Source organism: Nocardioides sp. F233, from assembly GCF_057813895.1.
Genome location: NZ_JBVASH010000006.1, coordinates 337,403 through 348,816, shown reverse-complemented (window position 1 = coordinate 348,816; position 11,414 = coordinate 337,403). Strand labels below are relative to the sequence as shown.

Genomic DNA, 11,414 nt, shown 5'->3' with positions numbered 1-11,414 from the left:
CCCGTGAACGGGGAGCAGCTGGCGGACTGGCTCGAGGGCCTCGGCCTCGCCGACCACCTGGCCGCGGCCGGGCTGCCGACCTTCGAGCGCGACCTCGGCGGCGTCGTGCGCTGGCGCGATCCGGCGACCGGTACGGCGCTCGGCGACGACCAGCTCGCCGACCTCGACCGGGTGCTCCACCAGGACGGCGACGACCCGACGCACGCCGTACCGCTGGCGCTGGTGCAGCTGCGCCGCCAGGCCCAGGTCCGCGCCGGCCTGCTCGCCTCGCCGACCCACACCTACGCGAGCCTCGCCGAGGTGCGCGGGGTGTCGGAGAACGCCGCCCGGTTCGCGGTGCACAAGGCGGCCGAGCGCAACGCCCTGCTCGTCGTCCCCCACGACGGCGGGGTGCTGGTGCCGGCCTTCCAGCTGGCCGACGACGGCGAGCTGCGCCCCGAGCTGGCGGCCGTCCTCGAGCCGCTGCTGGCCTCGACGATGGACGCGTGGCAGGTGTGGGCCTGGCTCACCCAGCCCGCCGGGCTGCTCGGCGGCCAGGTCCCCCACGAGGCGGCGCGGGACGACGACGAGGTCGCGATCGTGCGCCACGCCGCCGTCCGGCTCGCCGAGCGCGCCACCCGCTGACTCACGCGGGGACGAGCGATCCCTCCGGCTGGAGGTGGGTGGTGATGCCGGTCATGTTCCAGGTGTTGATGGTGCCGACGGCGACGATCAGGTCGGCCCGACGCTCCTCACCGAGCAGTCGCCCGGCCTCGTCCCACAGCGCGTCGTCGACCGCGTCGATGCCGCCGGTGAGGCGCTCGGTGAAGGCGAGGGCCACCCGCTCGGTCTCGTCGAAGAACGGGCTCTCCTGCCAGGCGGCGACGCCGTGCAGCTTGCGGCTCGGCGTACCGCGGCGCTCCAGGTCGGTGGCGTGCATGTCGACGCAGTACGCGCAGCCGTTGAGCTGCGAGGCGCGCAGCTTGACCAGGTCGTAGAGCACCGGGCCCAACGACTTCTTCATCCGGTTGTCGAGGGCGATGAGCGCCTGGTAGGTCTCGGGAGACGCCTCGTGGGTGCGGGTGCGGGTCATGGCGATTCCTTTCATGGATATTGATTGTCCAGTTTTAGATCGGAGCGGAGAGCCCTCAGGCGCGGGCGAAGTGTCTCCGGGCGTCGGCGGCGATGCTGCGCGGCGTGGCGGCCGCGAGGTCGAGGACCGAGGTGGCGGCCAGCTCGCGCCGCCACGCGAGCTCGGCGCCGCGCATGGCGTGCGCGATGCCGCAGGGCTTGATGAACTCGCGGGCCGGGCGGTCCTGGTTCATCCCGCGCTGCCGGATCTCGGTGCACGCGAAGGCGTCGTCGGGGCCCTCGATCGCCGCGACCACGTCCATCAGCGTGATCCGGTCGGCGGGCCGGGCCAGCCGGACCCCGCCGTTCTTGCCGGGCACCGACTCGGTGATCCCGGCGCGGGTCAGGGCCTGCACCTGCTTGACGAGGTACGGCGCCGGCAGCTCGTAGGCCTCTGCCAGCCGCGCCACCGGGACCGGCGCAGCGCTGCCCTGGTCCTCCTGGAGCCAGTGCAGGAGCACGCAGACGTGGGCCGCCCACTCGACGCCCTCGTTCATCCGCACGACCCTGCCTCCTCTTATCTGGACACAGAATATCCACGTAAGAGTCGACAGGGCAACCGGCGGCGCACCTCGAGCCGGGAGCTCAGCTCGAGCGCGGCGCGTACATGATGATCGCGACGCCGAGCAGGCACACGAGCGCCCCGGCGACGTCGTACCGGTCGGGCCGGAAGCCGTCGAGCGCCATCGCCCACAGGAGCGAGCCGGCGACGAACACCCCGCCGTACGCCGCGAGGATCCGGCCGAAGTGGGCGTCCGGCTGGAGGGTCGCGACGAACCCGTAGAGGCCGAGCGCGATCACGCCGGCACCGATCCACAGCCAGCCGCGGTGCTCGCGCACGCCCTGCCACACCAGCCAGGCACCGCCGATCTCGGCGACGGCGGCGAGCACGAAGAGCGGGATCGAGCGCGCCACGTCCATGCGCCCGATCCTCGCAGTCGCGACTCAGAAGTAGCCGCGCGGGCGCTCGGCGGTGTCGCCGGGACGGTAGCCGTCCTGCCAGTCGATGATGGTGCTGCGCGCGTCCAGGTCGACGTGCGGGTTCGCCCGGATGAACTCGTGGACGACGCGCTCGGGGTCGACCCGCTCGCGGTTCACGATCAGTCGGCCGTAGGCCACCAGCTCCCGCACCGTGAAGGTTCGCACCGCGTCGCCGTAGCCCCGAGTCATGGCAGCACGGTACCTCCGGTCCGCTCCGGACCGTCACCGAGCGTCGTTCGACGGCTCACCAGAAAGTTCTTCGACATCGGGGTTGACCTTGACGCAACGTCAACCCTGCACGCTTCTTTCATGACCAACGAAACCACCCCCAGGGAACGCCTCACGGCGGCCATCCGGGTCGCCGGTGTGGAGAAGGCCTTCGGTGACCTCGCGGTGCTCCAGGGCGTCGACCTCGAGGTCGCGCCGGGCAGCATCTTCGCGCTGCTGGGCTCCAACGGCGCCGGCAAGACGACGCTGATCCGGATCCTCGCGACGCTGCTGAAGGCGGACGCCGGGACCGCGAGCGTGCAGGGCCACGACGTCGCGACCCAGGCCGACCGAGTGCGCGAGTCCTTCAGCCTGACCGGCCAGTTCGCCGCCGTCGACGAGATCCTGACCGGCCGCGAGAACCTCGTGCTGGTGGGCCGGCTGCGCCACCTCCCCGACCCCGGGAGGATCGCCGACGACCTGCTCGCCCGGTTCTCACTGACCGAGGCCGGCGACCGCCGTGCCGGCACCTACTCCGGCGGCATGCGCCGGCGTCTCGACATCGCGATGAGCCTGATCGGTGACCCGCCGGTCGTCTTCCTCGACGAGCCGACCACCGGGCTGGACCCGCAGGCCCGGATCGAGGTCTGGCAGGCGGTGCGCGACCTCGCCGCCGGCGGCACCACGGTGCTGCTCACCACGCAGTACCTCGACGAGGCCGAGGAGCTGGCCGACCGGATCGCGATCCTGCACCGGGGCCGGATCATCGTCGAGGGCACCCTCGCCGAGCTCAAGCAGCTGCTGCCCCCGGCCAAGGTCGAGTACGTCGAGAAGCAGCCGACGCTCGAGGAGATCTTCCTCGCGCTCGTCGGCGACACCGCCGCCACCAGCCCCGTCACCACGGACAAGTGAGGACCCCATGAGCACCCATGTCGTGAGCGACACCCGCACTCTGCTCGGCCGGTCGCTGCGCCACATCCTGCGCAGCCCGGACACCATCATCACCACCGCGATCACGCCGATCGCGATGCTGCTGCTGTTCGTCTACGTCTTCGGCGCGGCGATCGACAGCGGCGACGGGAAGTACGTGAACTACCTGCTGCCCGGGATCCTGCTGATCACCGTCGCCTCGGGGATCGCCTACACGTCGTACCGGCTGTTCCTGGACCTGCAGGGCGGCATCTTCGAGCGCTTCCTGTCGATGCCGATCGCCCGCTCCGCGGCGTTGTGGGGCCACGTGCTGACCTCGCTCGTGGCCAACGCGATCTCCGTCGTGCTGGTCGTGCTGGTCGCGCTGCTGATGGGCTTCCGGTCAGGCGCCGGGATCCTCGCCTGGCTCGGCGTGGCCGGCATCCTGGTCCTGTTCACCCTGGCTCTGACCTGGCTCGCGGTGATCGCCGGCCTGGCCGCCAAGTCGCCGGACGGCGCGGGCGGGTTCGCCTACCCGATCATCTTCCTGCCGTTCATCAGCTCGGCCTTCGTGCCGACCGACGGGATGCCGGGTCCGGTGCGCTGGTTCGCGGAGAACCAGCCGGTCACCTCGATCGTGAACACGCTGCGCAGCCTGCTCGGCGAGCAGCCCGTCGGCAACGACGTGTGGATCGCGCTCGCCTGGTGCCTCGGGCTGCTCGTGCTGGCCTACGCCCTCGCGATGCGTGCCTACCGTCGCCGGTTCGCGTGAGCGGACAGGGCAGGCTGGGGCCGTGCTGACGATCGGACAGCTGGCGACGTACGCCGGGGTGACCGTCCGGACCGTGCGCCACTACCACCAGGTCGGGCTGCTGCCGGAGCCGGAGCGGGACCGCTCCGGCTACCGGTCGTACGACGCCCGCGCGGTCGTGCGGCTGATCCGGATCCGCACCCTGGCCGACGCCGGCGTACCCCTGGCCCGGGTGCAGGAGCTGCTCGACGCCGACCCGGACACCTTCAGCGGCGCGGTCGAGGACATCGACCGGCGGCTGCGGGCCGAGATCCGCGAGCTGCAGCAGCACCGGAAGCGGATCGCCCAGCTCAGCTCGGGCGACACCCTGGCGGTGCCGGAGGAGGTCTCGGCGTACCTCGAGATGGTGCGGGCGACCGGGGCGCCGGAGGAGATGCTGGAGGCCGAGCGGGACGCGTGGATCCTCGTGGCCGCGCGCTATCCGGACCAGATCCCCGCGTTCATGGCCGACAAGCGCGCCCAGCTGGAGGACGAGCGGACGGTCCGGTTCTACCGGCTCATCGGCGAGCTGCTGCGCAGCGACGGGACCGGCGACGAGGCGCTCGTGCAGGAGATGGCCGACCTGCTCGTCGAGCTCTTCGAGGAGGCGGCCGCTGCCGGCCAGCTCGAGCAGCAGGACGAGATGATGGACGACTCCGCGTTCGTGCAGCTGCTCGACTCGATGGCCGAGGGACACCCCATGGTCACCCGGTTGCGCGAGCTGCTGGCCGAGCGCGGCTGGGCCGGCTGGACCCGCGTCGCACGCGCCTGAGCCGTGGCTCGGTAGCCTCGTTCGCATGGACATCCAGCGACTCGTCGAGGCGCTCGCGCCGCTGTTGCGCGACCCCGTGGCCGAGGGCGACTTCGCCTACGGCATGGCCGACCTGCCGGCCGCGGGCACCGACGTGATGGTCAACGTCGACCCCGAGACCGAGGACCGCGACGACGTCGAGGTCGACGCCCTCGTCGAGCGGGTCGCAGCCTTCCTCGCGCTCACGCCCGAGCAGTGGGCGGCCGTCGTGGACCAGGTCGTGGCGGAGATCGAGGACGCCGTCGGCGACCAGCCGGTCGTCGAGCGCACCTCGCTGCGCGACGACCTCGCGCTGACCTCGTCGGTCGTCTTCGTCGACGCGGTGCTGCTCTCGTTCGTGGCGCCGCTGCAGCTGCCCGACGCGACCATCCGGGTCCAGCTCGACGCGGACCACCGCTTCGAGGACCTCGAGGTCGAGATCGAGGGCGTCGAGTCCGTCACCTTCGAGGGCCTCGACGACCTGCTCGACCACCTCAGCGAGGAGCCCGGCCCGACCGCGCCCTGATGTCGGCGAACATCGCCTGCAGGTCGGGCGAGATCTCCGCCAGCTCGACGTACGACGCCCCCGCGGCCGACGTGTCGAGGTAGGCGAACCTCATCAGCCCGCCCGCCATGGTGCCGGCCTGGACGACCGTGAACCCGTCGCGCTCGGCCCGCGCGAGCGCCTCGTCCATCGAGGGGACCTCGCAGCACACGTGGTGCAGCCCGGACCCGCGCTCGGCGAGGAACTCGGTGTAGATCGAGTCCCCGGTCACCGGGCGGATCAGCTCGAGCTGCAGGTCGCCTGCGTAGCTGAGCGAGATGTCGGCGGTGAAGTCGGCCGGTTCGCCACGCAGCGTGCACGCGTCGGGGCCGAAGTGGACGCCCGGCATCCGGGTCCACCCGACGGCGCCGAAGCTCGCCCCGAGCACCTGCTCGGTGGCGTCGAGGTCGTCGGTGACCCAGGCCAGCTGGGTCACGGGGCCGTACCCGGCACTCGTCGACGTCATGGGCACTCCTCTCGGTCGCGCCCAGACTAGGACCTCAGTCGGTGGTCGGCCGGGTGGCGATGCCGTCGAGCCACAGGGTGTCCGACTCGTCGCGGTGGCTGCCCGTGGATCCGACGTGTTGCGAGCTGATGGTGGCGCCGTTCTTCAGGACGTGGACCAGGGCCATGGCGTGGCCGCGGCCGAGGTCGTAGTCCTCCTTCAGCCAGGCGATGACGTCGTTCGCCTTGACGGCGGGGCCGGCCAGCCCGCGCTCCTCGGCCCGCCCGATGAGCTGGCGCGGCGTCTGCCCGGTCTTCTTCTCGATGTTGTCGAGGTAGGCCTGGAAGGACATGGTGGGTTCCTCTCGTGGTGCTGATCAGTTGCCCGTACGTCGAACGATGGTCCCGGACCTCGACATCGGGTCGCGATCGAATTCCTGCGATGAGTCCGCGCCGTCATGCCGGTCCATCCCTGCATGGCGAGCCTCGACGACGTCCGGCCCCTGGCCGACGAGCTGGAGCGGTCCTACCCGGTCTACGTCCGCCGTCGGTTGAAGTTCCGTGTCGGCCAGATCGTCTACGCCGCGTTCTCGCTCGACGAGACGATCATGGGCTTCGGCTTCCCGAAGGAGGAGCGCGCCGCCCTCGTCGCCGGTGAGCCGCACAAGTTCCGGCTGCCCGCGGAGTCGGACCTCCGGTTCAACTGGGTGCACGCCGAGCTGGCGTCCCTCGACCCGGCCGAGGCGCGCGAGCTGGTCGTCGACGCGTGGCGGATGGTCGTGCCGCAGAAGCTGTCGCGGGCCTACGACCTCACGCACCCCGAGGGTCCGGGGGACGGTCGATGAGCGCCGCCAGGCCGTCGAGGGTGCGGGCCAACCCGAACGTCCAGGCCCGCTCGGCGTCCCAGGCACTCCCCTGCGCCTCGCCGGCAGCGGCTCCGATGCGGACCGCCCGCGGGTAGGTCTCCGGGTCGAACGCGCGCGCCAGGACGGGCTGGTTGGCCGCCCACCACTCGGCGTCGCTGATCGCGCTGTCGGTCGTCGCGCGAGCGGCGTCGTGGGCGGCGCGGCAGTGCGCGTGGACGAAGCCGAGCAGGTAGGTCAGCGCGGCATCGGTCTCGACGTCGCCGAGCCCCGTGCCGTCGTACGCCGCCAGCTCGTGCTCGTACTTCGCCATCACGCCCGGCCCCAACGGCGGTCGGCTCAGCGCCGCGACCTCGGTCAACCAGGGGTGGGCGCGCAGCAGGTCGCGGTTCGACTCGGCGACCCGGGTGAGCCGGGAACGCCACGATCGCGCGCGCCAGGCGGGACGCGGCATCGCGAGGTAGACCGCGTCGACCATCAGGTCGAGCAGCTCGGGCTTGCCCGGGACGTAGGTGTAGACGGACATCGCCGAGATGCCGACCTTCTCGGCCACGGCGCGCGTGGTGACGGCGGCCAGACCGTGCTCGTCGGCGAGCGCGAGGGCGGCCGTGACCAGCTGCTCCACGCTGACCGAGCGGCCGGGTCCCTTGCGCCGCGGACCGGCCGACGGGTCGCCCCACAGCAGCGCCAGGGTGCGGCTCGGCTCACCGGCCCCGGTGCTCGTCCCGCTCACGGGGAACAGTTTCGCACATGCATACGTTGTACGATGTACAACGTACAGAGAAGGATCCTGAGGAGGACCATGACCATCACCGCCACCGCCGTCTCCCTGAACGTCGCCGACGTCGAGGCGTCCGCCGCCTGGGCCCAGCGCCACCTCGGCTTCACCGAGGCGATGGCCGCCGACGGGTTCTGCTCGCTCGAGCACCCGCAGTCCGGGATGAACCTGATCTACCTGCGCACCGGGCTCTCGAGCTTCAAGCCGGCCTCCGCCGCCGGGCACGTCGACGGCCTGCTCGTCGTGTTCACCGTCGACGACATCGACGCCGAGTACGCCCGGCTGCGGACCGCCGGGGTCGAGGTCGTGACGCCGATCGAGACCGAGCCGTGGGGCGAGCGGTACTTCCAGATGGCCGACCCGAACGGAGTGATCTACCAGCTCGTGCAGTGGGTCGCGCCCACGACCTCTCAGCCGACCGCGCCGTAGAGAAGGCGGAGGACACCTTCGGTCAGGTCGGCCAGTGCCTGCGCGACGTCGGCTTCGCCCACGGTCGCGACGACACGCATCCGCGCGTCGCGCAGGTCGAACACCATCTGCGCCAGCGCGCGTGCATCGACGCCGTCGGGTGCGACGCCTGCGGTCCGGTCACGCACGATCTTCGCCGTCAGTCCGTCCACGAACCTGGCGCGTGCCCGGTCAGCCCACTCCAGCAGCGGCTGGTAGTCGAGGCTGGGGCCGGTCGTGCAGGACAGGATCGAGGCGTGCTCGCGCCACACGTCGGCGACCAGGCGGTGGTGCTCCAGCAGGGCGGCACGGTCCGAGCCCGTCGTGTCCAGCCAGCCGTAGCTGCCGCCGAACCGGTCCCACAGACCGTCCAGGAGGTCCGCGACGACGGCCTGCTTCGTCGGGAAGTAGAAGTAGAAGGCGGTCCGGGAGACGCCGGCCGCCTTGGCGATCGCGTCGACGGTGAGCTCGTTGACCGACTTCGTCGCCAGCAGCCGTCGCGTGGCGTCGACGATCGCCGCCTCGCGCTGGTCGCCCTTGCTGGGACCGCCTCGACGACGGACCGGGGCGGTCGTGGCCGTCTCGGTGCTCATGGCCTCGAGGATACGCCAGGTCGACAGGTCGTCGAACGTGATTGACAGCACGTCACGCATTCTCGACACTGCGTCAATTCCATGTCACCTTGGTTGCATGACCAGCACCCTCGACACGTCGGCGTCCGTCGGCGGGCAGCCCTCGGCGCCCGGCCCGACGACGTACTCACGACTCGTCCTGCCCGCCATGGCAGCCAACGTCTTCCTCCTCGCCGTCGTCCAGACCATCGTCGTGCCGGCGCTGCCGCTCATCGGTCAGCAGCTGCACACCTCCGCCACGACGGTCGGCTGGCTGGCGACGGCCACCATGCTCACCGCGTCCGCCACGACGCCCCTGTTCGGTCGCCTCGGTGACGTGTTCGGCAGCCGCCGCGTCATCCTGGTCGCGCTCACCCTCACGCTCGCGGGTTCGGTGCTGGCGGCGACGACGCACAGCATCGAGCTCCTCATCGCGGCGCGCGTGCTGCAGGGCGCCTCGTTCGGCCTGTTCCCGCTCGCCATCAGCGTGCTGCGCCAGGAGCTGCCGCTGCACAAGCTGCACCACGGCATGTCCATCGCCGCGACGGCCCTGGGCGTCGGTTCCGGTTTCGCGCTGGTCGCGACCGGTGTCCTGACGAACCACGACGGTGACTACCGCCGCATCTTCTGGCTCACGGTCGCGCTGTCGGTCGCCATGCTCGCCCTGTCGTCCAGGGCGCTCCCCAAGCGCCCCGGTCGCGGCGGCAAGGTCGACTACCTGGGCGCTGGCGTCCTCGGCGCAGGACTCGTGTCGCTCCTGCTCCCCATCTCGCAAGGCCACGAATGGGGCTGGACCTCGGCACGCACCATCGGCCTCCTGGTCGCCGCGGCCGTCGTCCTCGCCGGGTTCGCCGTCCTCCAGGGCAAGGTGGCGCAGCCGCTGATGTCACTGCGCCTGCTCGCCCATCGTGACGTCGCGTTCACCAACGCCGCCTCCCTGTTCGTCGGGTACGGCATGTTCTCGGTGTTCCTCGGCGCCACGTTCTTCGTGCAGGCCCCGTCCGCGTTGACCGGTTACGGCTTCGACGCCTCCGTGCTCCGCACGTCGGTCGAGTTCATGCTGCCCGGGACGCTGCTGGCCATCCCGCTCGGCCCGCTCGCGGGACGCTTCGTCGGGACGCACGGTCCCCGAAAGGTGCTGGTCGGCGCCACCGTGCTGGGGATCGTGTCCATGGCGGCCCTGGCCCTGTTCCACGCCCACGCAGCGGAGTTCATCGTCGCCGTGGTCGCGGTCAACGCCGCCATCTCCATCGCGTACGCCGCCATGCCGGCCCTGCTGAACCAGCACGTCACTCCCCAGGACACCGGCATCGCCAACTCGGTCAACGCGGTGATGCGCACCGTCGGTGGCGCCATCGGTTCAGCCATCGTGGTGACCATCCTCGCGTCCTCCGCACGAGCCCACACGACACCGGTCGGCACCGTCACGATCCCCACCGAGGCGGCGTACAACACCGTGTTCGCCCTCGGCGCGGTCGCGTTCGTCCTGGCGGCGCTGTCGGCGGCGTTCGGTGTCCGCAGGCACCACGTCGCTCACTGACCCCGGCTCGGTGCCGCGGCGACGGCCGCCCGGCTCGGGAGCGTCGGCCGCCACCGCGCGCGGAAGGCCACGCTCACCGCACCCAGCTGGGACGTGACGCCGAGCTTGGCGAGGATCGACTTCACCTGCGTACGCACGGTGGCCTCGGAGACGACGTGCACCGCAGCGATGTCGCTCACGGCGTCGCCGTGGACCAGGTGGGCCAGCACCTGCCGCTCGCGCTGGGTCAGGGCCTGGAGCCGCGCTCGGCAGTCGCGGACCTGGTTCCGCTCCTGGTGGTAGAGCTCGACGAGGCGGTGGCACTCCTCCCGAGCGAGCACCTCGCGTCCCTCGCCGATGGCACGGAGCGCAGCGAGCAGGTCACCGAGCGAGACCGACTTCGACAAGACGGCGTGCGCACCGAGGAAGAGCCAGCCGCCCCACCGCGCGCGGTCGATCTCCGCGGTCAGGACGACCACGATCACGCCGTACCGGCTCAGCGCCCGGATCACCTCGGCGGCGTCGTTGTCGCCGAGGTCCGGGTCGACCAGGAGCACCCGAGGGCGCGTGCTTGCCACCGCCTCGACCAGGCGCGCGGACGGCACCGCCGGTTCCGGCGGCGACAGGTGGTGCACCTGGTGACCTGCGCCCGTCAGGGCCAGGTGCAAGGCCTCGGCGAACATCTCGTGTCCCGCGAGCACCGTGATCTTCTGCGTAGTGGGGACCATCCGGACCACCTCCTGGAGTCAGCCAAGTGCTGGGCTCCGATCCGGAGCCCTCTCGTCAACTCTCAGCGGCACGGACCCGGCTCCGCCTCTTGCCTGGCCGGAGTGCACTCGACGGTGCTCCCGGCGCCGGCTCCCCTACTACCGGATCGCTGTCCACGGTACGTCGTCGGGCGCCGACTTTTGGTGAACCGAGCGAGATTTCCGCTTCGAACCTCGAACACGGGCCGCGGCGCTCGCCCCGCCCGGTCCGTTGGTACCAGGCCCACCGGGACCGAGGACCCACCCGCCCCGCCGACGGTCCCGGCGCGCACCGTCAGGCGGCCAGCGCGAGCCCACCGACCGCGACCATCGCCGCCGCCGTGGCGGCGTGCACGCCGTAGCCGATCCCGCGTGGCCCGCCCGACCTGAGGACCACCAGGGCGTCGGCCGCCGGGATCGCCGCGGCGGCGATCAGGCACCAGCCGGCCAGCGCGGTGGTGCCCCCGAGCAGCACGGCGAGCAGGACCAGTCCGCAGCCGATGTCGCGGGCGGCCTTGACCTGCAGCCAGGCCAGGAGGGTCGGGTCGTCGGCGGGGGTGTCGGGGATGCCGAACCCGACCGTGGCCTGGGGGGCCAGGAACCCGCGCGCCCCCATGAGGACGACGCCGGCGCCGATGAGGGCGGTGAGGACCTGTGCGGTGGTGGTGAGCACGG

Annotated in this window: 18 protein-coding genes; 8 read left to right on the top strand and 10 right to left on the bottom strand. The window is 71.7% G+C overall.

The annotated features are described in order from the left end of the window. The first annotated feature begins 3 nt into the window (after window positions 1-3). Window positions 4-624, top strand: a complete 621-nt coding sequence (locus ACZYRU_RS22600; RefSeq protein ID WP_488959340.1) for a hypothetical protein — start codon at window positions 4-6, stop codon at window positions 622-624. Window position 625: 1 nt separating this feature from the next. Here ACZYRU_RS22600 and ACZYRU_RS22595 read toward each other — a convergent pair whose 3' ends face one another. The 4 genes from ACZYRU_RS22595 to ACZYRU_RS22580 all read right to left on the bottom strand — a co-directional run bounded on the left by ACZYRU_RS22595 (window position 626) and on the right by ACZYRU_RS22580 (window position 2,280). Next, window positions 626-1,072, bottom strand: coding sequence for a carboxymuconolactone decarboxylase family protein (locus ACZYRU_RS22595; RefSeq protein ID WP_488959339.1), 447 nt, complete (start codon window positions 1,070-1,072; stop codon window positions 626-628). A 55-nt stretch (window positions 1,073-1,127) separates the two neighbouring features. Then, the gene (locus ACZYRU_RS22590) at window positions 1,128-1,607 is read right to left on the bottom strand and encodes an RrF2 family transcriptional regulator (protein WP_488959378.1); all 480 of its coding nucleotides are present in this window, start codon (window positions 1,605-1,607) and stop codon (window positions 1,128-1,130) included. 88 nt (window positions 1,608-1,695) lie between these two features. Continuing rightward, window positions 1,696-2,031 (bottom strand): YnfA family protein, encoded by a 336-nt coding sequence (locus ACZYRU_RS22585; protein ID WP_488959338.1) that lies wholly within the window; start codon window positions 2,029-2,031, stop codon window positions 1,696-1,698. Window positions 2,032-2,055: 24 nt separating this feature from the next. Further along, window positions 2,056-2,280 carry a hypothetical protein gene (locus ACZYRU_RS22580; protein WP_488959337.1) on the bottom strand — a complete coding sequence of 75 codons (225 nt, stop codon included), beginning with the start codon at window positions 2,278-2,280 and terminating at the stop codon, window positions 2,056-2,058. Window positions 2,281-2,400: 120 nt separating this feature from the next. On the opposite strand from ACZYRU_RS22580, the gene ACZYRU_RS22575 reads away from it, so the two are divergent. The 4 genes from ACZYRU_RS22575 to ACZYRU_RS22560 are packed head-to-tail and all read left to right on the top strand — an operon-like array spanning window position 2,401 to window position 5,313. Continuing rightward, window positions 2,401-3,210, top strand: coding sequence for an ABC transporter ATP-binding protein (locus tag ACZYRU_RS22575; RefSeq protein WP_488959336.1), 810 nt, complete (start codon window positions 2,401-2,403; stop codon window positions 3,208-3,210). A gap of 7 nt (window positions 3,211-3,217) precedes the next feature. Further along, window positions 3,218-3,979 (top strand): ABC transporter permease, encoded by a 762-nt coding sequence (locus tag ACZYRU_RS22570; RefSeq protein ID WP_488959335.1) that lies wholly within the window; start codon window positions 3,218-3,220, stop codon window positions 3,977-3,979. Between the two features lie 22 nt (window positions 3,980-4,001). After that, window positions 4,002-4,769 (top strand): MerR family transcriptional regulator, encoded by a 768-nt coding sequence (locus ACZYRU_RS22565; protein WP_488959334.1) that lies wholly within the window; start codon window positions 4,002-4,004, stop codon window positions 4,767-4,769. A 25-nt stretch (window positions 4,770-4,794) separates the two neighbouring features. Further along, window positions 4,795-5,313 (top strand): hypothetical protein, encoded by a 519-nt coding sequence (locus tag ACZYRU_RS22560; RefSeq protein ID WP_488959333.1) that lies wholly within the window; start codon window positions 4,795-4,797, stop codon window positions 5,311-5,313. On the opposite strand, the gene ACZYRU_RS22555 is transcribed toward ACZYRU_RS22560, so the two are convergent. Both ACZYRU_RS22555 and ACZYRU_RS22550 read right to left on the bottom strand, forming a co-directional pair. Beyond that, complete coding sequence (locus ACZYRU_RS22555) at window positions 5,282-5,797, bottom strand: VOC family protein (RefSeq protein WP_488959332.1); 516 nt, start codon at window positions 5,795-5,797, stop codon at window positions 5,282-5,284. The two genes, ACZYRU_RS22560 and ACZYRU_RS22555, sit on opposite strands and share 32 nt — an antisense overlap. Before the next feature lie 34 nt (window positions 5,798-5,831). Further along, window positions 5,832-6,128 (bottom strand): DUF4287 domain-containing protein, encoded by a 297-nt coding sequence (locus ACZYRU_RS22550; RefSeq protein WP_488959331.1) that lies wholly within the window; start codon window positions 6,126-6,128, stop codon window positions 5,832-5,834. A 123-nt stretch (window positions 6,129-6,251) separates the two neighbouring features. Between ACZYRU_RS22550 and ACZYRU_RS22545 the strand changes: the two genes are divergently transcribed. Continuing rightward, on the top strand, window positions 6,252-6,620 hold the full coding sequence (locus ACZYRU_RS22545; RefSeq protein ID WP_488959330.1) for an MmcQ/YjbR family DNA-binding protein: 369 nt from the start codon (window positions 6,252-6,254) through the stop codon (window positions 6,618-6,620). Here the strand turns inward: ACZYRU_RS22545 and ACZYRU_RS22540 are convergent. Beyond that, a complete protein-coding gene (locus tag ACZYRU_RS22540; protein WP_488959329.1) occupies window positions 6,586-7,371 on the bottom strand; it encodes a TetR/AcrR family transcriptional regulator in 786 nt (261 codons plus the stop codon). The genes ACZYRU_RS22545 and ACZYRU_RS22540 overlap by 35 nt on opposite strands. A 69-nt stretch (window positions 7,372-7,440) precedes the next feature. Between ACZYRU_RS22540 and ACZYRU_RS22535 the strand changes: the two genes are divergently transcribed. Next, a complete protein-coding gene (locus tag ACZYRU_RS22535; protein ID WP_488959328.1) occupies window positions 7,441-7,845 on the top strand; it encodes a VOC family protein in 405 nt (134 codons plus the stop codon). Here the strand turns inward: ACZYRU_RS22535 and ACZYRU_RS22530 are convergent. Next, window positions 7,827-8,456, bottom strand: coding sequence for a TetR/AcrR family transcriptional regulator (locus ACZYRU_RS22530; RefSeq protein ID WP_488959327.1), 630 nt, complete (start codon window positions 8,454-8,456; stop codon window positions 7,827-7,829). The two genes, ACZYRU_RS22535 and ACZYRU_RS22530, sit on opposite strands and share 19 nt — an antisense overlap. A gap of 97 nt (window positions 8,457-8,553) precedes the next feature. Here ACZYRU_RS22530 and ACZYRU_RS22525 point away from each other — a divergent pair, with 97 nt between their 5' ends. Further along, a complete protein-coding gene (locus ACZYRU_RS22525; protein ID WP_488959326.1) occupies window positions 8,554-10,014 on the top strand; it encodes an MFS transporter in 1,461 nt (486 codons plus the stop codon). On the opposite strand, the gene ACZYRU_RS22520 is transcribed toward ACZYRU_RS22525, so the two are convergent. Next, window positions 10,008-10,721 (bottom strand): LuxR C-terminal-related transcriptional regulator, encoded by a 714-nt coding sequence (locus tag ACZYRU_RS22520; RefSeq protein ID WP_488959325.1) that lies wholly within the window; start codon window positions 10,719-10,721, stop codon window positions 10,008-10,010. The genes ACZYRU_RS22525 and ACZYRU_RS22520 overlap by 7 nt on opposite strands. Before the next feature lie 313 nt (window positions 10,722-11,034). Beyond that, complete coding sequence (locus ACZYRU_RS22515; RefSeq protein WP_488959324.1) at window positions 11,035-11,412, bottom strand: DUF4267 domain-containing protein; 378 nt, start codon at window positions 11,410-11,412, stop codon at window positions 11,035-11,037. Window positions 11,413-11,414 lie beyond the last annotated feature (2 nt).